Source organism: uncultured Sphingomonas sp., from assembly GCF_902806265.1.
Lineage (GTDB): Bacteria > Pseudomonadota > Alphaproteobacteria > Sphingomonadales > Sphingomonadaceae > Sphingomicrobium.
The window spans coordinates 1-20,722 of sequence record NZ_CADCVZ010000005.1 but is presented as its reverse complement, the minus strand read 5'-3'; the positions used below and the strand labels follow the sequence as shown (position 1 = coordinate 20,722).

The 20,722-nt window shown below is 68.4% G+C and carries 20 protein-coding genes; 8 read left to right on the top strand and 12 right to left on the bottom strand.

The window, feature by feature from the left end:
- Positions 1-124 precede the first annotated feature (124 nt).
- Entirely contained in the window at positions 125-1,057 is a 933-nt protein-coding gene (locus QZX62_RS01460) for a Ku protein (protein WP_294171620.1), read from the top strand.
- A gap of 3 nt (positions 1,058-1,060) precedes the next feature.
- Entirely contained in the window at positions 1,061-3,574 is a 2,514-nt protein-coding gene (gene ligD / locus QZX62_RS01455; RefSeq protein WP_294171618.1) for a DNA ligase D, read from the top strand.
- Positions 3,575-3,642: 68 nt separating this feature from the next.
- Here the strand turns inward: ligD and pip are convergent, their stop codons facing one another.
- Positions 3,643-4,599, bottom strand: coding sequence for a prolyl aminopeptidase (gene pip, locus QZX62_RS01450; RefSeq protein WP_294171617.1), 957 nt, complete (start codon positions 4,597-4,599; stop codon positions 3,643-3,645).
- Between the two features lie 63 nt (positions 4,600-4,662).
- Between pip and QZX62_RS01445 the strand changes: the two genes are divergently transcribed.
- A complete protein-coding gene (locus QZX62_RS01445; protein WP_294171616.1) occupies positions 4,663-6,753 on the top strand; it encodes a penicillin acylase family protein in 2,091 nt (696 codons plus the stop codon).
- Here QZX62_RS01445 and QZX62_RS01440 read toward each other — a convergent pair.
- Together QZX62_RS01440 and QZX62_RS01435 are read right to left on the bottom strand one after the other, a co-directional pair.
- A complete protein-coding gene (locus tag QZX62_RS01440) occupies positions 6,750-8,120 on the bottom strand; it encodes a glutamate--cysteine ligase (RefSeq protein ID WP_294171615.1) in 1,371 nt (456 codons plus the stop codon). The genes QZX62_RS01445 and QZX62_RS01440 overlap by 4 nt on opposite strands.
- A gap of 10 nt (positions 8,121-8,130) precedes the next feature.
- On the bottom strand, positions 8,131-8,856 hold the full coding sequence (locus QZX62_RS01435; protein ID WP_294171614.1) for a 16S rRNA (uracil(1498)-N(3))-methyltransferase: 726 nt from the start codon (positions 8,854-8,856) through the stop codon (positions 8,131-8,133).
- An 82-nt stretch (positions 8,857-8,938) separates the two neighbouring features.
- Here QZX62_RS01435 and phaC point away from each other — a divergent pair, with 82 nt between their 5' ends.
- The gene (phaC, locus tag QZX62_RS01430) at positions 8,939-10,669 is read left to right on the top strand and encodes a class I poly(R)-hydroxyalkanoic acid synthase (RefSeq protein WP_294171613.1); all 1,731 of its coding nucleotides are present in this window, start codon (positions 8,939-8,941) and stop codon (positions 10,667-10,669) included.
- Position 10,670: 1 nt separating this feature from the next.
- Here the strand turns inward: phaC and rarD are convergent, their stop codons facing one another.
- The gene (gene rarD / locus QZX62_RS01425; protein ID WP_294171612.1) at positions 10,671-11,579 is read right to left on the bottom strand and encodes an EamA family transporter RarD; all 909 of its coding nucleotides are present in this window, start codon (positions 11,577-11,579) and stop codon (positions 10,671-10,673) included.
- A 116-nt stretch (positions 11,580-11,695) separates the two neighbouring features.
- Here rarD and QZX62_RS01420 point away from each other — a divergent pair, with 116 nt between their 5' ends.
- From QZX62_RS01420 to QZX62_RS01410, 3 genes are read left to right on the top strand one after another with little or no spacing between them, the layout of a single operon-like run.
- A complete protein-coding gene (locus QZX62_RS01420; RefSeq protein ID WP_294171611.1) occupies positions 11,696-12,376 on the top strand; it encodes a DUF4893 domain-containing protein in 681 nt (226 codons plus the stop codon).
- Positions 12,373-12,732, top strand: coding sequence for a ribose-phosphate pyrophosphokinase (locus QZX62_RS01415; RefSeq protein ID WP_366926172.1), 360 nt, complete (start codon positions 12,373-12,375; stop codon positions 12,730-12,732). The genes QZX62_RS01420 and QZX62_RS01415 overlap by 4 nt, the downstream gene beginning before the upstream one ends.
- A 26-nt stretch (positions 12,733-12,758) precedes the next feature.
- Positions 12,759-14,111 (top strand): amidohydrolase family protein, encoded by a 1,353-nt coding sequence (locus QZX62_RS01410; protein ID WP_294171609.1) that lies wholly within the window; start codon positions 12,759-12,761, stop codon positions 14,109-14,111.
- Here QZX62_RS01410 and murA read toward each other — a convergent pair.
- The 3 genes from murA to QZX62_RS01395 form a co-directional block, all read right to left on the bottom strand.
- Positions 14,108-15,391, bottom strand: a complete 1,284-nt coding sequence (murA, locus tag QZX62_RS01405; protein ID WP_294171608.1) for a UDP-N-acetylglucosamine 1-carboxyvinyltransferase — start codon at positions 15,389-15,391, stop codon at positions 14,108-14,110. The two genes, QZX62_RS01410 and murA, sit on opposite strands and share 4 nt — an antisense overlap.
- Before the next feature lie 122 nt (positions 15,392-15,513).
- Entirely contained in the window at positions 15,514-15,855 is a 342-nt protein-coding gene (gene clpS / locus QZX62_RS01400) for an ATP-dependent Clp protease adapter ClpS (protein WP_294171681.1), read from the bottom strand.
- A 148-nt stretch (positions 15,856-16,003) separates the two neighbouring features.
- Positions 16,004-16,771 carry a phasin family protein gene (locus tag QZX62_RS01395; protein WP_294171606.1) on the bottom strand — a complete coding sequence of 256 codons (768 nt, stop codon included), beginning with the start codon at positions 16,769-16,771 and terminating at the stop codon, positions 16,004-16,006.
- A gap of 112 nt (positions 16,772-16,883) precedes the next feature.
- Between QZX62_RS01395 and gmk the strand changes: the two genes are divergently transcribed.
- Complete coding sequence (gmk, locus tag QZX62_RS01390) at positions 16,884-17,537, top strand: guanylate kinase (RefSeq protein ID WP_294171680.1); 654 nt, start codon at positions 16,884-16,886, stop codon at positions 17,535-17,537.
- Position 17,538: 1 nt separating this feature from the next.
- On the opposite strand, the gene QZX62_RS01385 is transcribed toward gmk, so the two are convergent.
- The 5 genes from QZX62_RS01385 to QZX62_RS01365 all read right to left on the bottom strand — a co-directional run.
- Entirely contained in the window at positions 17,539-18,234 is a 696-nt protein-coding gene (locus QZX62_RS01385; RefSeq protein ID WP_294171605.1) for an ATP12 family chaperone protein, read from the bottom strand.
- Between the two features lie 7 nt (positions 18,235-18,241).
- Entirely contained in the window at positions 18,242-18,454 is a 213-nt protein-coding gene (locus tag QZX62_RS01380) for a hypothetical protein (protein WP_294171604.1), read from the bottom strand.
- Positions 18,447-19,124: an HAD-IA family hydrolase gene (locus tag QZX62_RS01375; RefSeq protein WP_294171603.1), complete on the bottom strand. Its 678-nt coding sequence runs from the start codon at positions 19,122-19,124 to the stop codon at positions 18,447-18,449. The genes QZX62_RS01380 and QZX62_RS01375 overlap by 8 nt, the downstream gene beginning before the upstream one ends.
- Positions 19,121-20,233: an RluA family pseudouridine synthase gene (locus QZX62_RS01370; RefSeq protein ID WP_294171602.1), complete on the bottom strand. Its 1,113-nt coding sequence runs from the start codon at positions 20,231-20,233 to the stop codon at positions 19,121-19,123. Before QZX62_RS01370 ends, QZX62_RS01375 begins: the two co-directional genes overlap by 4 nt.
- Before the next feature lie 22 nt (positions 20,234-20,255).
- Positions 20,256-20,722 (bottom strand): DUF445 family protein (locus QZX62_RS01365; protein ID WP_294171600.1); only part of this gene is annotated, 467 nt, incomplete at its 5' end.

Sequence of the window (20,722 nt, the reverse complement as noted above, 5' to 3'; positions counted from 1 at the left end):
CTTTCAAGTGGTCGGCCGCGCGCTTGCGACGAACCGACGGCACATTGGCTGCAAACGGCGGCGGAACGACTCCGGCTGCCAGCTATTGAATCGGATCAACAACGAAACGAGCAGGAGCGGTGAGATGGCGGCACGGCCGGCGTGGCGCGGGCAGATCAGGCTGGCGCTGGTCTCGATCCCCGTCGAGATCTATTCGGCCGCCAAGTCGGGCGCGGCCATCTCCTTCCATCAGGTGCACGAGCCAACCGGCAAGCGCATCAAGTATGAGAAGGTGGTGCCCGGTGTCGGGCCGGTGAACACGGACGACATCGTCAAGGGCTATGAGGTGAGCAAGGGGGAGTACGTCCTGCTCGAGCCGGAGGAGATCGAGAGCGTCAAGCTGGAGAGCCGCAAGACGCTGGACCTGGTGCAGTTCGTCGACACCAACGAGATCGACGCCATCTACTACGACAAGCCCTATTTCGTGGTGCCCGCCGACGACCTCGCCGAGGAAGCATACATCGTGCTGCGCGACGCGCTCCGTGGGGGCAAGAAAGTCGGCGTGGGCCAGCTCGCGATGCGCGGGCAGGAATATGTGGTGGCGCTGAAACCCTGCGGCCGCGGCATGCTGCTGGAAACGCTGCGCTACGCCGACGAGGTCAACAAGGCGTCGAGCTACTTCCGTGAGATCGAGGACGCCAAGCCCGATCCTGACCTGCTCGACCTCGCCTCCACGCTGATCGAGAAGAAGACCGGCAAGTTCGAGCCGGGCGAGTTCCACAACCGCTACGTCGATGCATTGAAGGGCCTGATCGAGGAGAAGCGCAAGCGCAAGGGTGAGGTGATCATCCAGGATCCGGACGACGATGCACCCAAGAAGGGCAGCAACGTCATCGACCTGATGGCCGCGCTCAAGAAGAGCCTGGGCGACGACGCCCGCAACGACAATGCACCCGGGCCGGAGAAGAAGGCAGCGCCGAAGAAAGCGCCTGCGGCGAGAAAGCCGGCCGCGCCCAAGAAGGAGGCTGCGCCCGCGCCCGCGAAGAAGGTCGCGGCCGGCGGGCGGAAGCGGGCCTGACGCATGGCGCGCGCGGCCCGGCCGAAGGGTCTCGACATCGAGAGCTACAACGCCAAGCGCGACTTCTCGAAAACGGGCGAGCCGAAAGGGCGCAAGCTCAAGGGCAGCGGCGACAGCTTCGTCGTCCAGAAGCACGACGCCACCCGCCTCCACTGGGACTTCCGGCTGGAACTGGACGGCGTGCTCAAGAGCTGGGCCGTGCCGCGCGGGCCGAGCCTCGACCCGGCCACCAATCGCCTGGCCATGCGGACGGAAGACCATCCGGTCGATTACGGCACCTTCGAGGGCGTGATCCCCAAGGGCGAATATGGAGGCGGCACAGTGATGCTGTGGGACCGCGGCCGCTGGGTACCGCACCCGGACAAGGATCCGAGGCTGACGCTGGAGGAAGGCCACCTCCACTTCACGCTCGAAGGCGAGCGGATGCACGGTGAGTGGGTCATGTTTCGCCTGAGGCCCAAGCCCGGCGACAAGGGCGAGGCGTGGATGCTCAAGAAGGTCACCGACGAGCACGCCAAGGCGGACGCCGGCGACGCGCTGGTCGACGAGTGCCTGGTGAGCGTCACGACAAAGCGCACAATGGCCGAGATCGCCGCGGGCGAGGACGTGTGGGAGAGCAATCGCGGCGGCAAGAAGGGCGGCCGAACCAAGCGCAAGGTCGGGGTAGCGCCGCCCGATTTCCGGGAGCCGCAACTGGCGACGTTGGTGGACGAGGTGCCTGCCGGCAACCAGTGGCTGCACGAATATAAATACGACGGCTACCGGCTCTTGCTGGCGGTAGGCGACAGCTCGGTGCTGGCCTGGACGCGGGGCGGCAAGGACTGGAGCGACTTCTTCGCGCCCCTGACCAAGGCCGCGGCCAAGCTGCCGGCCGGCTGCCTGTTCGACGGGGAAGCGGTGGCGCTGAACAAGGACGGCAAGCCCGACTTTGGGCTGATGCAGGCGACGCTGAAGGGCGGACCGTCAGCGGCGGGCAAGAACCGGCCGGAGCTCGCCTTCTACGCCTTCGACCTGCTGGTTGACCAAGGCGAGGACATCACCGGCCTGCCCAACCTGGAGCGCAAGGGGCGGTTGGCGGCGCTGCTCAAGACCGCGCCGCCCTCGATCATCTACGGCGACCATGTCGTAGGTCGCGGCGAGAAGCTGTTCGAGGCGATCTGCAAGGAAGGCGGCGAGGGGCTCATCTCCAAGCGTGCGGATGCCGCTTACCGCGGCACCCGCTCGCGCAACTGGCTCAAGATCAAGTGCATCCAGCGCCAGGAATTCGTGATCGTCGGCTGGCAGGCGAGCGAAAAGCGCCGCGGCTTCCGTTCGCTCCACTTGGCGGTGCGCGAAGACGGTCAGCTCCGCTACGCCGGCAAGGTCGGCACGGGATTCGATACGAAGAAGATCGAGGAGCTGTCCGAGCGGATGAGGCCGCTCGCGCTGGATGCGCCGGCGCTGGACGTGCCACGGACCGCCCGGCGTGATACAACATGGACCGAGCCGAAGCTGGTGTGCGAGGTCGCCTTTGCCGAGTTCACCGAGCAAGGCGTGCTGCGCCATGCCAGCTTTATCGCACTGCGCGAGGACAAGATGGCGAAGGAGGTCGTCCGCGAGCAGCCAAAGCGGCTCAAGGCCTCCGAGAAGACGGGCGAGCGCGCGACGGCGGAGAGCCTCGGCCTGCGCCTGACCAGCCCCGAGCGAGTGGTGTTCCCCGAGGACGAGCTCACCAAGGGCGACCTCGCCAACTACTACGCCGCGGTTGCGCCCCTGCTAATGATCGACCTCGCGCGGCGGCCGATGACCCTGATCCGCTGTCCCCAGGGCCGCTCCAAGCACTGCTTCTTCCAGAAGCACGACAGCGGCACCATGGGTGCGCACGTGCTGCATGTGCCCGTTACGGAGAACGACGGCGAGGTGCAGGACTACCTCTATGTCGAGGAGGCGATCGGCGCGCTCGAATGCGTGCAGATGAACACGATCGAGTTCCACGGTTGGGGCAGCCGCATCGACCCGCTGGAGATGCCCGACCGCTTGGTGTTCGACCTCGACCCCGACGTGGGCCTCGACTTCGACAAGGTGAAGGAAGCGGCGGTGCGGCTGCGTGCGCTGCTCGGCGATCTCGGCCTCACTACCTTCCCGCTGCTGAGCGGGGGGAAGGGCATCCATGTGGTGGCGCCGCTCGATCAGACCCGCGACTGGCCAACAGTGAAGAGCTTCGCCGAGCGCTTCACCCGCGCGATCGCGGAAGCCGAGCCCGAGATGTTCACCGCCAATATCCGCAAGGTCCAGCGCAAGGGCCGCATCTTCCTCGATTGGCTGCGCAACCAGCGCGGCGCGACGGCGGTGATGCCCTATTCCGCCCGCGCCCGCGAAGGTGCGCCGGTGTCTGCGCCGGTGGCCTGGGAGGAGCTGGACGGGCTCGCTGGAGCCAACATCTACACCATCCGCGACGCCGACACGCTGATCGAACGGGCGGAAAGCGACCTGCTCAAGGGCTGGGGACGGGCCAAGCAGGCGCTACCGGACCTCTAGAATTCCGGCGAGCGCCGGGGCCCAGCCCTGACGTCGATGGCCGCTGGAGCCGGAACTCGCCGGGGCGGTCACCGCGAGAACCTGTCGGTGGCCCGGACCAGGCGATCCAGCACGCCCGGCTCGTTATACAGGTGCCCGCCGTCCGGCACAATGTTGAGCTCGGCTTCCGGCCACGCCTTGTGCAACGCCCAGGCGGCGCGGGGCGGGGTGCACATGTCGTGGCGGCCTTGCACGATCGCGCCCGGGATGCCGCGAATCTTCTCGGCTCCGCGCAGCAGCTGGCCTTCCTCCAGCCAGCCGCCTGCGCGCATATAGTGGTTCTCGATGCGTGCTACGGCGATCGCCTTGTGCGGCTCGGTGAACTCCTCAATCACCTCGGCATTCGGCAGCAGCGTCACGGTCTCGCCTTCCCACCGGCTCCACGCCTTGGCGGCAGCGAGTTGCACCTCGGGATCATGCGAGGTCAGCCGGCGATAGTAGGCCTCGACGAGGTCTCCGCGCTCCTCGTCCGGGATCGCCTCGACGAAGCGCTCCCACCCATCAGGGTACACCGACGAGGCGCCGCCCTCCTTGTACAGCCAGTCGATCTCATGCTGGTCGAACAGGAAGATCCCCCGCAGCACAAGCTCGGCGACCCGCTCCGGATAGGTCTGCGCGTAGGCCAGACTGAGGGTCGAGCCCCAGCTGCCGCCGAACACCATCCACTTATCGACGCCCACGACCTCGGTGCGCAGCCGCTCAATGTCGTCGACCAGGCACCAGGTGGTGTTCGCCTCCAGGCTCGCGTGCGGCGTCGAGCGGCCGCATCCGCGCTGGTCGAACACGAGGATGTTGTACCGCTCGGGATCGAACTGCCGCCGGTGCTCGGGGCTGGCGCCGCCGCCCGGACCGCCATGGAGGAAGACGACCGGCTTGCCCTGGGAGTTGCCGCACAGCTCCCAGTGGAGCCGGTGCCCGTCGCCGACGTCGAGCATGCCGGTTCGGTAAGGCTCGATCGGCGGGTAGAGCGTGCGGCGTTCGGTCATGTGGAGGCTCCCTGTTCGTGTGGTGCCTAGCGTGCGGACCGGGCTTGGCCTAGCCTCCGCCCGATGCGCGCCCTGATCCTCTCGCTGCTCTTCCTGGTCGCCGCTGCGCCCGCCAGCGCGTACGACGCCACCATCACCCGCGACCGCTGGGGCATCGCGCATGTGAGCGGCCGCACCGATGCCGATGCCGTGTTCGGGATGATCTACGCGCAGGCCGAAGATGATTTCCCGCGGATCGAAGCCAACTATCTCGCAGCGCTCGGCCGCACGGCAGAGGCGGAAGGGGAGAAGGCGATCTGGGCCGACCTCCGCGCCCGCATGGTCAACCGGCCCGAGACCTTGCAGCGGCGCTTCGCCGAAGGCCCGGCGTGGCTGCAGCGGCTCATGGCGGCTTGGGCCGACGGCCTCAACCGCTACCTCGCGACGCACCCGCAAGTCCGCCCGCGCGTGCTCACCCGGTTTGAGCCGTGGATGGCGCTGAGCTTCACCGAAGGGAGCATCGGTGGTGACATCGAAGCGATCGATCTAAAGGCTCTGGAGGCGTTCTACACCGGCCCGCAAGTCGCCGCTGCGCCCATCGCAGACCGCGAACCCCGCGGCTCCAACGGCATCGCCATCGCGCCGCGCCTGACCCGCGACGGCCGCGCGCTGCTGCTGATCAATCCGCATACCAGCTTCTACTTCCGCTCCGAACAGCAGGTGACGAGCGGCGAGGGGCTGAATGCCTACGGCGCGGCGACTTGGGGACAGTTCTTCATCTACCAGGGTTTCAACGAGCGGCTGGGTTGGATGCACACCACCAGCACCGCGGACGTCGTCGATGAGTTCGCGGTGACGCCGGTAAAGTGCGGCGCAGGGCTTTGCTACCGGTATGGCAAGGAGCTTCGGCCGTTCGAGCGCTCCACCGTCAGCATCACTTTGCGCGGCGAAATCGGGCGCACATTCACCATCTGGCGCACGCATCATGGCCCGGTGATCCGCAGCGAGGGGGGCAAGTGGCTCGCGGTGGCCATGATGCACCGACCAGTGGAGGCGCTGCAACAAGGCTTTCTCCGCACCAAAGCGCGCAGCTTCGCCGAGTATATGGCCGCGATGCGGTTCCAGGCGAACTCGTCCAACAACACGCTGCTGGCGAGCCGCGAGGGCACGATCGCGATGCTCTATCCGCAGTTCGTGCCTCGGCGCAGCACCGCCTTCGACCGCCGCCAGCCCGCGGACGGAAGCGATCCGACGGCCGATTGGCAGGGCGTGCATGCGCTGTTGGAGCTGCCGAGCCTGGTCAACCCGGGCTCGGGCTGGACGCTAAACACCAACAACTGGTCCTACTCGGCGGCGGGCGTCGGCTCGCTCAACCCGGCCTCCTACCCAGGCTACATGGACACGGTGGGAGAGAACCCGCGCGGGCTGCACGCGCTCCAGTTGCTGCAGGGCAGCCGCCGCTGGACGCCTGAGCGGCTGCGCTCGGCGGCTTACGACTCGCGGCTCACCGCCTTCGACCTGCTCCTGCCGTCGCTGTTCGCCGCTTACGACGCGGCGAACACGGCCATTCGCGCGCGCCTCCGCGAGCCCGTCGCGCTGTTGCGTCGCTGGGATGGGTCTTGGGGCGTCGCTTCGGAGCCGACCACCTTGGCGGTGCACTGGGGTGAGGCGCTGCCCGGCAACCCGCGGCAATGGACCGCCTTCGCGGCCTTCGCCCAGGATCCGGCGAACGGTCCGGCGCTGCTGACCGCGCTGGATCGCGCAGTCGCCAAGCTCACCCGCGAGCATGGGCGCTGGCGTGTGCCCTGGGGCGAGATCAACCGCTTCCAGCGGGTGAGTCCATCCATCGTCCCGCAGTTCGACGATCGCGCGCCCAGCCTGCCGGTCGGCTTCACCTCGGGCATCTGGGGCTCGCTGGCGAGCTTCGGGACGATCACGCCGCCAGGCTCGGTCCGGCGCTACGGCAACAGCGGCAACAGCTTTGTCGCCGTGGTCGAGTTCGGCCCGCGGGTCCGGGCGATGGCGCTGTCCGCGGGCGGGCAGAGCGGCGACCGCCCGTCCCCGCACTTCCGCGACCAAGCGCCGCTCTATCCTGAGGGGCGGCTACGGGCCGTTCCGTTCTATCCAGAAGAGGTGCGGAGGGCGGCGATGCGGACCTACCGGGTCGCAGGCTAGAAGCTAAGCTCCTCGTAAACGCGATCAACGTCACAGCTCCAGTCGCCATGGTATCGTTGGAGCAGGCGATCGGCCGGCGTTATCCCTGTGGAGACCACTTCCCGCAGAGGGTCGAGGAACCCGCCCTCATTGTCGCCAGCGGCGTTCAGCCGTGCCCGCGCGGTCAGCCCGATCGCCGCGATCTCCAGCACCCGGTCGGCCAATTCCCGCACGGTCCCGCCGCCCGGCACCGCCGCCTCAAGCGCGAGGCGCGGCACGTCGTGGCGTAGCCGCTCGCGCTCTTCGATGGTCCAGCTCTTGCACAGGTCCCACGCCGCATTCAGCGCAGCATCATCATACAACAGCCCCACCCACAGCGCCGGCAGCGCGCAGATCCGGCCCCAGCGCCCGCCGTCCGCGCCCCGCATCTCCAAGAAGCTTTTCAGCCGCACCTCGGGGAAGGCGGTCGAGAGATGATCGACCCAGTCGCTGACCCGCGGCCGCTCGCCGGGCAGCTGCGGCAGCTTACCATTCAAGAAGGCGCGGAAGCTCTCGCCCGCGCAGTCGATGTACCGACCGTCGCGGAAGACGAAGTACATCGGCACGTCCAGCGCATAGTCGCAGTAGCGTTCATAGCCGAACCCGTCGTCGAACACGAAGGGCAGCATGCCGGTGCGATGCGGGTCGGTGTCCTCCCAGATATGGCTGCGGAAGCTCTTGTAGCCGTTGGGCCTGCCCTCGGTCAGCGGCGAGTTGGCGAACAGGGCAGTGGCGACCGGCTGCAAGGCCAGGCCGACGCGGAACTTCTTCACCAGGTCGGCTTCGGACTGATAGTCGAGATTAACCTGGATGGTACAGGTGCGAAGCATCATGTCGAGGCCCAGCGTGCCCACGCGCGGCATGTGGTCGAGCATGATCCTGTACCGGCCCTTGGGCATGATCGGCAGGTCGGCCCGCGCCTTGTCCGGCCACATGCCGAGCCCCAGGAAACCGAGCCCCAGGCGGTCGCCGACCGCCTCGCACTGCTTAAGGTGCCGCGCTGCCTCGGCACAGGTCTCGTGCAGGTTCTCGAGCGGGGCGCCGGACAGCTCGAACTGCCCGGCGGGCTCCAGGCTGATGGTGCCGTCCTCACCGGCCAGGGCGATGACCTTGCCGCCTTCCTCGACCGGCCGCCAGCCGAACTCGGTGAGCCCGAGCAGCAGGTCGCGGATGCCGCCGGGCTCGTCCCAGCTCGGCGCGCGATGGTCGGCGACGCGATAGACGAATTTCTCGTGCTCGGTGCCGATGCGCCATTGCGCTGGCGGCTTCTCGCCCCCCGCAAACACGGACAGCAGGTCGTCGCGGCTCTCGACGAGCGGGCTGGGCGAGGTGTCGGTCCGGGTGGTCATTACGGGCGCGTTAGCGCCAGTCTCCGGCAAGCGCCATATAGGCCGCGACGGCGGCCAGCGCAGCGGTCTCGGCGCGAAGGATGCGGGGGCCAAGCGAGATGGCGTGGGCGGCTTGGCGGGCGCGAACAGCGGTTCGCTCGTCGTCGGTGAACCCGCCTTCGGGGCCGGTCAGGATGGTGGCTCGGCCAGGTCGCAGCGCCCTTTGCACCGGCTCGCCGCCGGTCTCGTCCGCGAAGTAGAGGGCGTCTTCCTGCGAAGATAGGAAGGAGGACAAGCTCACCGGCTCGGCGATCTCCGGCAGCAGGGTGCGTCCACACTGCTCCGCCGCCTCGATCGCGATGGCCTGCAGCCGCTCCAGCTTGACCCGCTCGACCACCGTGCGCTGCGTGATGACCGGCTGCAGCCGCGCAACTCCCAGCTCCGTCGCCTTTTCCACCAGCCAGTCGACCTGGGCCCGCTTCACCGGTGCGAAGGCTAGCGTGAGGTCCGGCACCTGCTCGAGCGGTCGCGTCCGGCGCTCGACCACGAGCGTCATTCGCTTCCTGCCGCTGTCCGCGATCCGGGCGAGCCATTCGCCCGACGCGCCGTCGAACAGAAGCATCTCCGCGTCGATTCCGAGCCGAAGCACGTTGCCGAGGTAATTGGCCTGCGCCGCATCCAGCTGGACCGCCGCGCCCTCGCTGAGCGCCGCCCGGACGTACAGGCGCGGGAGCGAGCGTGGGGGCCAAGCGGGCATGGCGAACTCATGGCAGCGCAGACCGCTCCCGTCACGCCCGCTTGGGAGTGACGCCACTCGGGCGCAGGCGTATGCTCTCGCCATGGCTACCGAAACGACTCTCCCGCCGCTGCCGACGCTTGAGGATTGGCAGCATTGGACGTCCGTGATGGGGCGCGCGCAGCAGATGCTGATGGAGACCTGGGCCGAAAGCCTCAAGGCGGGCGAGCCGCTGCCGGGCGTGAAGCCAGCCGGACCGCCGGACGCCATGGCGCTGCTGACCGCCGGCGCGGCGGCGTGGAGCAAGGGGCTGGAGGCCTGGGGCAACCTCCTCGCCGCGACGCAGAAGGCTGCGGAGACCAAGGACAAGCGTTTCGCCGCCCCCGAATGGCGGGAGAACCCGCTGTTCGACACCATCCGCCAGAGCTACCTCGCCATCTCCGATCAGCTGCTCACAGGGATCGAGCAGGTCGAGGGCCTCGACGAGGCCGCGCGGCAGCGGCTGCGCTTCGCGACCAAGGCGTTCGTCGATGCGTTGAGCCCGTCCAACTTCGCGCTGACCAACCCGCAGGTGCTCAAGCGCACGGTCGAGACCCGCGGCGAGAATCTGCTCAACGGCCTCCGGCACATGCTCGACGATATCCGCGCCGGGCAGATGACCCAAACCAAGAAAGGCGCGTTCGAGGTCGGCACCCACCTTGCCACCACACCGGGCAAGGTCGTCAAGGAAACGCCGCTCTACCAGCTGATCCAGTACACTCCGACGACCGATAAGGTGCTGAAGACGCCGCTGGTCGTCTTTCCGCCGTGGATCAACCGCTTCTACATCCTCGACCTGACGCCCGAGAAAAGCTTCGTCCGCTGGTGCGTCGAGCAGGGCATCACCCTGTTCATGGTCAGCTGGAAGTCGGCGGACGAGAGCCTCGCGCACGTCACCCTCGACGATTACGTCCTGCGCGGGCAGGTCGATGCGATCGACACGGTGCGCGACCTGCTGGAGGTCGAGAGTGTCCATGCCATCGGCTATTGCGTCGCTGGCACCACGCTGGCGGCGACGCTGGCCTACCTCCAGGCGAAGGGCGAGGCCGACAAGGTCAAGTCCGCGACTTTCTTCACTGCGCAGGTCGATTTCGCCGCGGCCGGTGACCTCAAGCTGTTCCTGGGCGACGAAACCATGGGGCTGCTGACCCAACTCACCGCCGAAAAGGGCTATCTCGACGGGCGCTACATGGCCGCGACCTTCAACCTGCTGCGCGGCCGCGACCTCGTGTGGAACTATGTCGTGGGCAACTACCTGCTCGGCGAGGAGCCCGCGCCGTTCGACCTGCTCCACTGGAACAGCGACGTCACCAACCTGCCGGCGGGCTGGCACAAGGACTATCTCGACACGCTCTACAAGGGGAACAAGCTGGCTGAATGTGGCGGGATCACGGTTGACGGCATGCCTATCGACCTCAGCCAGGTCGAGACGTCCTGCTACATCCAGGCCGGCCGCGAGGACCATATCGCCCCGCCCGAAAGCGTGTGGAAGATCATGCACCACTTCCGCGGGCCCAAGCGGTTCGTGCTCGCCGGTTCGGGCCACATAGCCGGCGTCGTCAATCCGCCGAGCGCGGGCAAGTACCAGCACTGGGTCAACGAGGGCGATGTCACGAGCCTGGACGAGTTCGTCGCCGGCGCGACCGAGCACAAGGGCAGCTGGTGGCCGGACTGGGCCAAATGGCTCCGCGCTCAGGCGCCCGGCGAAGTGCCCGCCACCGCCGCGCGCGTGCCCGGCAAAGGCAAGCTCCCTGCGATCGAGGACGCGCCGGGCCGCTACGTCACCACGCGCTGACCTATTCCGGCGTCTGCGCCCGAGCGGTGTGCCACGACGAGATGAGGTAAAGCACGGCGGCAGTCCAGATCGCGCCGAAGGCGATGGCGTGGGCAGTGGTGAACGCCTCGCCGTACAGGAACACGGCCACCAGGAACTGCAGGGTAGGGGCGATGAACTGAAGGATGCCGAGCGTCGAGTAGCGCAGCCGGCGGGCGGCGGCGGTGAAGAACAGCAGCGGCACGGTGGAAGCGACTCCCGTTCCCATCAGCAGGAGCAATTCCGTGTTGCTGCCGCCCCACACCGGCCCGGTGCCGGCACCCGCCGCCAGCAGCCAGAGCAGGGCGAGCGGAAACAGGAAGGCGGTCTCGATGGTCAGCCCCGCGGTCGAGTCCACCCGCGCGATCTTGCGCAGCAGGCCGTAGAGCGAAAAGCTGCAGCACAGGACCAGGCTGATCCACAGGTGCGACAGCGCGCCCGCCGCCAGCACCGCGACACCGGCCGCCGCAATGCCGACCGCCAGCCACTGCAACCGCCCGAGCGGCTCCTTCAGCACGAAATAGCCGAGCAGGATGTTGGCCAGCGGGTTGAGGTAATAGCCGAGGCTCCCCGCCAGAATGTGCCCGCTATTGACCGCATGGACGTAAACCAGCCAGTTGATTGCGATCAGCACCGATGTCGCCAGCAGCAGGCGCAGGGTTGCGCGATGAGCGAGAGCCGCGCGCAGCTCACCCCAGCCGCGAGTCGCTGCGACCAGCAGCCCCAGCGCCAACAGCGACCAAACGATACGGTGCGCGACAATCGCTATCGACGGCACCTGCTCCAACAGCTTGAAATAGATCGGCAGCAGGCCCCACAAGCCGTAGGCTCCGATGCCGAACGCCAGTCCGGCCCGGGTCGTCGACGGGGTTGTCCGGGTGGTGGCATCCATTCGCCGTCGCTTAGGGTGCGCCGGACTTGCTGGAAAGAACTTGTTAACTATTCTGAGCGCTCACCGTAGGGAGGCACACGGAGGCGTGCGGACATCTACGGTAAAGGTTTCTTGACGTGCGCTTGATCGCTCCCTGCTTCCTTCTTCTGGCCGCGGCAACGCTGCTCGGCGGCTGTCAGTCCGCCCAGCCCACGCCGCCGGTGCGGCGAGCGATGGTAACAGCGGAGCCACCCGCCAAGACGGATGCTTGGCTCAGCGTCGCCAGCGATGAGGATGCTGAGCGGGTTCGCCGCTTGGATGGCGCATGGCAGGCGGCCTTGGCCGAAGCCCGGCTGGCCGGTTTCCGCAGGGAGGTTGCGGCAGAACGCGAGCTGCTGCGGCCGTCGGCGGCGCTGCCGATGCCCGCGCCCACTCCTGGCAGCTATCAGTGCCGCTTGGTGCGGCTCGGCCGATATACCAAGAAGACCCGGGCCTATGAGCGGTTCAAGCCCTTCTTCTGCTACGTGGAGGTCGCGGACGGGCAGCTGACGGTAGTCAAGCAGACGGGTAGCCAGCGGCCCGCTGGCCGGCTGTGGGAGGACGAGGCGGAGACCCGAATGATCTTCCTCGGCAGCGTCGCGCTCGGCAACGAGGAGCAGCCGCTGGCCTATGGCGAGAACCACGGCCGCGACATGGCCGGCGTGCTGGAGCGGGTCGCGCCGTTCCGCTGGCGATTGGTGATCCCGTGGCCGCGCGGCCAGTCCAAGCTCGATGTGTTCGAACTGACGCCGGTGCCGGAGCAACCAAAAACCGCGTGAGCCTGGCGACCCCGGAGGAGGTGCGGGCGCACCTGATCGCGGCCGCCGCGGCCGGCACAGCGCTCAGCTACGGCGAGCTGCTGGAACAGCTCGGCTTTCGGTTCTCCCGGCCCAAGATGCGCGCCCTGTGCAAGATCCTGACCGCGGTCGACGAGGACGCGCAGGCCGCCGGCGAACCCGAATTGGCGGTGCTGGTGGTGCGGCAATCGGACGGCTTGCCCGGGCAGGGCTGGTGGGTCGGGAGCTGGGAGAAGCACGGCCACGCCGGCGATTGGGAAGGCCCCGAAGCGCGCAGGCTGGTCGAACGGCTGCAGGCGCAAGCCTTCCGCTATTGGCACGGGCGCTTAGACGGGTAAGTTCCTCCGCGACATCAGGAGGATTCATGAAGCTTGCCCATCTGCTTGGCGGCGCCGCCGCCGCCGCCCTCGTCGTACCTGCCGTCGCCCAGCAGCCTGCGCCTGCACAGACGCCCGCGGCCGAGCCGCTGACAGTGATCCACGCGGGAACTCTGATCGCCGTTCCCGGCCAGGCCCCGCGGCGGAATGCCAGCGTGCTGGTGCAGGGCCGCCGGATCGCCGAGGTCCGCGACGGCTTCGTCACTCCGCCCGGCGCGCGGGTGGTGGACCTGCGCGGCGGCACGGTGATGCCGGGCTTCATCGACATGCACGTCCATCTCAGCGGCCTCGACGACCGGCTGCAGGCGCGGCTGCTGGAGAACAGCCGCAACGACGAGGACGAGGCCTTCACGGCGATGGCCAACGCGCGGAAGACGCTGCTCGCAGGCTTCACCACCGTGCGTGACCTGGGCGGCGACCCGCCGGCGCTGCGGGCGCTCAAGAACGCCATTGACTCGGGCCAGTTCGCTGGGCCCAGCGTCGTGATGGCCGGGCGGATGGTCTCGGTCAGCGGCGGCCATGGCGATCCGCGCAACGGCGCCAACCGCGACATTGCCGGCATTGCCGAGCACCGGATGGGCAACGTCTGCAACGGCCCCGAAGACTGCCGCCGCGCCACGCGCGAGCAGATCGGCGGGGGCGCGGAGGTCATCAAGTTCGCTGCGACCGGCGGCGTGCTGAGCAACGTCGCGGGCGGGCTCAACCAGCAGATGATGGAGGACGAGATGCGGGCGATCGTTCAGACCGCCCGCAGCTTCGGGCGCAAGGTCGCGAGCCACGCCCACGGGGTCGACGGCATCAACGCTGCCCTGCGCGCCGGGGTCGACTCGGTCGAGCACGGCAGCTTCACCAACGACGAGACCTTCCGCCTTTATCGCCAAACCGGCGCTTACTACGTCCCGACCTTGCTCGCCCCTGCGGCGGCGGTGCGCGACGGACAACGCGGTGCGTTGACGCCCGCACAGTATGAGAAAGCCCGCCAAGCCGCCGGCAACGCCGAGCGCAGCTTCGCCCGCGCGATCCGTGAAGGGGTGAAGATCGCGTTCGGCACTGACTCCGCCGTCAGCCCGCACGGCCAGAACGCGCAGGAGTTCGCGCTGATGGTCCGCAACGGCATGCAGCCGATGGCGGCGATCAAGGCGGCGACGATCAACGCCGCGGACCTTCTCGGCCGAGGAAGCCAGATCGGCACGATCGAAGCGGGCAAGGATGCGGACATCGTCGCGGTCGACGGCGATCCGCTCAGCAACGTCCAACTCCTGGAGGACGTCGGCTTCGTGATGAAGCACGGCCGGGTGCACAAGCTGAGCGGGCAGCGGCAGCTGACAGCTGTGGACTAACCCGCCGATCGTCGCTCGATCGTCGCCCCGACTGCGGAGAGCTTCTCCTCCAGCCGCTCGTAGCCGCGGTCGAGGTGGTAGACGCGCAGCACCTCCGTCTCGCCCTCGGCCGCGAGCCCGGCAAGGATCAGGCTCATCGAGGCGCGGAGGTCAGTCGCCATCACCTGCGCGCCGGTTAGCCGGGGCACGCCGTGCACGATCGCCGAACGGCCGCGCACCTCCACGTCCGCGCCCATCCGCCGCAGTTCGGGCACGTGCATGTAGCGGTTCTCGAAGATCGTCTCCTCAAGGAAGCTGTCGCCGCCCGCCCGGCATAGCATTGCCATGAACTGCGCCTGCATGTCGGTGGCGAAGCCGGGAAAGGGCGCGGTCGACAGGGCGAGCGGACGCAGTTGCCCGTCGGCGGTTACCTTGATCCCGTGCTCGTGGAACTCGACCATCAGCCCGCATTGAGCCAGCGCGTTGGTGGTCGCCAGCATCTCCTCGGGCCTGGCGCCTACCAAATCGATGGAGCCGCCGGTGATCCCTGCCGCGCAGGCATAGCTGCCCGCTTCGATCCGGTCGGGCATCACCGCATAGGTGCAGCCATGCAGTCCCTCAACGCCGTCGATGGTCAGGTGCGAGGAGCCGATCCCCTCGATCCTGGCGCCCATCGCGACCAGCAGCTTGCACAGGTCGACGATCTCCGGCTCGCGCGCGGCGTTGAACAGCTGGGTGCGGCCGGTAGCGGTCACCGCTGCCATCAGGGCGTTCTCCGTCGCCCCGACCGAGACCACCGGGAAGCTGAAGTCGCCGCCGCTGATCCGGCCCCTGGGCGCGGTCGCCTTGACGTAGCCGGCGGCGAGCTCGATCTCGGCGCCCATCGCCTCCAGCGCCTGGAGGTGGAGGTCGATCGGCCGGTCGCCGATGGCGCAGCCGCCGGGCAGCGAAACGGTCGACTCGCCCGCCCGCGCCAGCATGGGCCCGAGCACGAGGATCGACGCGCGCATCCGTCGCACCATGTCGTAGGGCGCCACGGTCGAATGGAGATCATCCGCCTGCAGCGTCATGCACCGCCCGAACTCGCCGGGCCTGACGCCCTCGACCTTGGTCGACACGCCCAGCATGTTGAGCAGGTGGCCAAAGCTGTCCACGTCCGCCAGCCGCGGCAGGTTGGTGAGGGTCAGCTTGTCCTGCGTCAGCAGCGCGCACGGCAGCAGGGTCAGCGCCGCGTTCTTCGCCCCGGAGATGGGGATCGCGCCTTCAAGCCGCTTGCCGCCCTGAATGTGGATGGAGTCCATGGCGGGCGTTTAGTGCTTCGTTGCAGTGGCGCAAGAGGACGTCATCCCGGCGCAGGCCGGGATCTTCCCATGGTGAAACCGCTGCTCGTCCGCTGGGATCCCGGCCTACGCCGGGGTGACGCTCAGGCCTTTTCCAGCGTGCATTGCAGGGGGTGCTGGTTCTCGCGGGCAAAGTCGATCACCTGCGCGACCTTGGTTTCGGCGACCTCGTAGGTGAACACCCCGCACACCGCCACGCCCTGCTGATGGACCTGCAGCATCACTCGGGTCGCATCCTCCACGCTCATGGAGAAGAAGCGCTGCAGGCACAGCACCACGAACTCCATCGGCGTGTAGTCGTCGTTCAGCATCAGCACTTTGTAGTTGCTGGGCTTGCGGGTCCGCGGGCGGGTGCGGGTGACTACGCCCCGTTCGATCTCCTCGACGCCGTCGCCCTTGCCCGGCGTGTCCTTCTCGGGGCCCATGTGGAATCGCTTGGTCATATGCTCCGCGAGATATGGCATGCGCCCGAGGCTTGCCAACCCGCAGCATGCCTAGCCCCTCGCCCGCGCAAGGAAAAACGGCCGCCCCGGGAGGAGCGGCCGTTCCACTGGCCCAACAGGAGGAGGATTGTCAGGCAGTAAGGTTGTTCAGCTTTTCCGCGTTCACCGCGGCGCGGTTGGACAGCGGCTGGATCGCCTCGCCGACCAGCTTGACCATCGACTCGGCAAAGCGCGAACCGTCGGCCACCGTGCGGTCGAACTGGCTGCGGGCGATCTCGGCCTGCAGTTGGAAGAACTCGGTCGGCGACTGCGCCTGGGTGAGGCTCTTCACCTGCGCAACCGTCTGCTCGAGCCCTTCGCGGGTCCGGGCGATTGCGTCCTGGCCAAGGGTCTGGGCGCCGGCAGCGGCAATGCGGCCGCTCTCCACCAGCGCTTCGACGTTGGCGCGGGTCAGCTCGACCAGCTCGCCGGTCGTCTTCTGCGAACGCTCGGCCAGCTGCTGACCGCGCTCACCGGCCTCGGTGAACATGGTCTGCAGGCGGTCGGCGCCCGGGACCTGGGCGAAGCTGTTCATCCAATTGGCGGCATCATAGTTCATGGTCGGTTCCTTTTGATTCTGCGGCTCGGCGAAGGCCACTTCGGCCTCGGCTGCCGGAATGGCGGTTGTCTCGGTCTCGGTCTGCGGCTCGGCGAAGGCCGCTTCGACCTCGGCTGCCGGAATGGCGGCAGTCTCGGCCTGGGCGGTCAGCCCTTCTGCATGGCTCGGCTCGACCTTGCTCGGGCGCGGCTTGCGCTCGGTCCGCACCCGGCGGGCGTTGACCTTCTTCACCGCTTCCACCACCTCTGGCTCCATCGCCTCGACGACGTGATCGGCGTGCTGTTCCTGATGCTCGTCCATGCGTTCACCCGTGTATTGTTGCACTGCACAATATAGTGCGTCGCACCCAAGATCAAGAGCTCTTTGTGCAGTGCAGCATTGACCCATGCGCGACGGTGGGGAAAAGGCGGCTATGGACTTGTCAGTCGAGCCTGGGCCGAACCGCACACGCCGCGGCCTCCTGATCGTCTTGTCTTCGCCTTCCGGGGCGGGGAAATCGACGATCTCCCGCATGCTGCTGAGCGCCGACCCGGAAGTCACCATGTCGATCTCCGCCACCACCCGGCCGATCCGCAAAGGCGAGCAGCAGGACCGCGACTATCATTTCGTCAGCGAAGGCGAGTTCGACCAGCTGATCGCGGCCGGCGAGTTCGTCGAATGGGCGCCGGTGTTCGACTATCGCTACGGCACGCCCAAGGCGCCGGTGAAGGCGGCGCTGAAAGCCGGGCGCGATATCCTGTTCGACATCGACTGGCAGGGCACGCAGCAGCTGCACGCGGCCATGGGCGAGGACCTGGTGCGCATCTTCATCCTGCCGCCGTCGGTGCAGGAGTTGGAACGGCGGCTGCGCGCCCGCGGCACCGACGGCGACGAGGTGATCGCCTTTCGAATGCAGCGGGCCGGCAGCGAAATCAGCCATTGGGCCGAGTACGACTATGTGCTGGTCAACCGCGATACCGACACCTGCCTGGCGCAGGTCCGCGCCATCGTGGCGGCCGAGCGGCTCAAGCGGCAGCGGCAGCTCGGGCTGGTGCCATTCGTGCGGGACCTGGTCGCGGGCCGCTAGCCTAGGAGCGCAGCAGCTCCAGGAAGCGCGCCGCCGCCATGAAGTCGCCGCGGCGGTTCTCCAGCGCCGCCTCGGCCTCCACGTCCACGCCCCACTTCTCTTGGCTCCAGCGCTCGTCCAGCGTGACCGCGGACCAGGCCTGCTCGGGCGCCATCGCTTCTTCCGCGACGGCCAGCGCCCCAACGAGCGAGCTGCCGATCGTCACCAACGACGACAGGCCGGCCAGGCGGAACGGATCCATCGCGGCGACCGCCTGCGCCAGCCGGAACACGGTGGCGGCCGGCTGCGGCACATAGCTGATGCCCTGCGTCACCACGAAGTCGATGTCGTAGCGGCGGCGAGCCCAGAGAAGCAGCGGGTCCCACTCGGCCGCTTGCCGCTCTACCAGCGCCTGCGGTGCATCGGCGCGGTAGGTCAGGAGATCGCTTTCGCCATACTTCGCGAGCCCGGCAGCGAACGTCTCGGCATCGGGCTGCACCCGGTCGAGCGCCGCATTGGTGAGGCCGGTGAGCGGCATGGACCGCGGATCGACCGTCTCGCCGGTTGCCCCCCATTCCTCGGCCACGGCTCGGGCCAGCGGCTCCGGGCCGACCTGCAGCAGCGCGCGCGCAGGGGTGCGGACCGGGCGGCCGTCGAGCTCGATGCTCCACCCACCGCTCGAGGACACGGCAGCCGCTGACTTCCAGAAGCGCTTCATGGCCGCGCTAAACGCGCCAGATCCGCTTCAGCAGCCGCGGCGCGAGCACCGCTTGGGCTAAGCCAAGGAACATCAGCGGCACGCCCGCCGCCGGTACGCCGCCCGGCCGCAGCCAGTCGGCAAAGCCTACCCCCATACCGATGAGGAACAACGCCAGGCCGGCGAGCCGCACGACCGTGAAAACCAGGAAGCGGCGCTTCCAGGCGGCTTCGTCATCCATGCACGCCGCCCCCGACCAGCTGCTGGGCCAGCGCTGCCACCTCGCCAGGCGCCGCGGCCAGCGCCTGCGCTCCGCCGGACAGCAGCTCGGCCGCTTCATGGTAGCCCCACAGCACGCCGATCGCGCCTGCGCCCGCCGCCCGCGCCATGCCCATGTCCCAAGCGGTGTCGCCGATCACGACCGAATGGCCGGGCTCCGCGCCCGCATCCGCCATTGCCGTGACAGCCATGCCCGGGTGCGGCTTGCTCGGATGGCGGTCGGCGGTTTGCAGGGAGAGGAAACGGTCGCCCAGCCCGTGAGCATTGAGGCAGTGGTTGAGGCCCCGGTCCGACTTGCCGGTCGCCACCGCCAGCAGCCAGCCGTCCGCCTCCAACGTGTCGAGCAGCTCGAGGATGCCCGGGAACAGCGGCTCGTCGACGCAGCCGCGCGCCCGCATGCCGACGAACACGTCGCGGTAGGTATCGGCCAGCGCGGCATGCTCAGCCGCCTCCGCTTCCGGAGCGAGCGCCGCCATCGCTTCGGGCAGGCTGAGGCCGACCACCCGCTTGGCCTCGCCCTGCGGCGGCACGGGGCGGCCGTGATGCGCGAAGGTGTCGCTCAGCGCGGCGTGGATGGTGTGGCCGCTGTCGACCAGCGTTCCGTCACAGTCGAAGATGGCGAGCTTGATCATCGCCGGTTCGCCTTCGCCGGAGCGGCGCCGCGGGAGCGCCGCTCGCCCTTGCGGGCCTTGCGCGCGGTCTTGGCGGCGGCGGCGGCACGGCGAGCCTTGACTGCCGGGTCTTTGGCCGGGTCGGGCGTATCGAGCGGCAGATTGTCGCCCGCCAGCGGCTCGAAGCCGAGCGTCGCCAGGCTTTCCGCGAAGTGCGCCGGCAGCTCGGCGGTGACGTCGATGACGTCGCCGGGCCCATCGATCTTCAGCCGCCGGGCGTGGAGGTGGAGCTTGCGGCTGATCCCGCCGGTCAGGAACGCCTCCGCCCCGCCGTACTTGGCGTCGCCGATGATCGGGTGACCGAGCGCCGCCATGTGCGCGCGTAGCTGATGCGTCCGCCCGGTCAGCGGCTGCAGCTCTACCCAGGCCGCCCGGTTGCCCGCTCGATCGACCAGCCGCCAGCGGGTCCGCGCGGCCTGTCCGCTCTCCTCATCGACGTGCATCTTCTCGCCGCCGGTTCCGGGCTGCTTGGCCAGCGGCAGGTCGATCAGCCCGTCTTCGGCCGACGGCACGCCGACCACTAGCGCCCAATAGACCTTGCGCGCGGTCCGGCCGGAGAAGCTCTTGGAGAAGAACGCCGCCGCCCGGGCCGACCGCGCCACCAGCAGCACTCCGCTGGTGTCCTTGTCGAGCCGATGCACCAGCTTGGGCCGAGCTTCACCATCGCCGGCCAGCCCATCGAGCAGCCGGTCGAGATGCTGACTGGTCTTGGTCCCGCCCTGCGTCGCCAGGCCCGGCGGCTTGTTCAGCACGAAGCCGTCGGGCGTCTCAGCAATCACCATCTCGCGCACGAACGCTTCCTCGTCAGACGTCAGCGGCTCGACCCGGCGCTGAGGACGAGCGGGCTTGACCGGCGCGCGTTCCGGCGGCGGCACGCGAATGGTCTGCCCGGCCTCGATCCGGTCGCCGGGAGTCGCCCGCTTGCCGTCCACCCGCAGCTGCCCAGTCCGCGCCCAGCGCGAAATGGTGTTGAAGCTCGCCTCGGCCAGATGCCGCTTGAACCAGCGGTCCAGACGAATGCCGTCGTCGTCCTCGCCGACTGTGAAGCTGCGGACTTCTGGCTCGCTCATGCGGTGCCGCGTAGCGAGTGGTTCAGAGCGTGTCGACCATGTGCAGGACCAGCCCGACTAGTCCGCCAACCAGCGTGCCGTTGATGCGGATGTATTGGAGGTCGCGGCCGACCGCCTGTTCCAACCGCGAGGTAATCGTGCGCGCGTCCCAGCCGCGGATCGTATCGCTCACCAGCTTGACGATCGACCCGCCGTAGCTCGCGGCCATGCCGGCCACCGCGCGCCGCACGAACTGGTTCACCGCGCCGCGGATGCGCGGGTCTCGTTCCAGGGTCGTGCCCATCGAGCGAAGCACCTCGCCCAGCTTGCCGGCCATGACCGCATCGGGATTGCGCGCCGCCGCGATGATCGCCGACCGGCCTTTCTGCCACAAGGTGTCGAGCCACAGCGCCACCGACGTGTTGGCGAGCAGCTCCTCCTTCCAGCCCTCCACCCGGGCCCGCGTATCGGCGTCGGTCTGCAGGTCGTTGGCGAGGTCGGCGAGCGCCT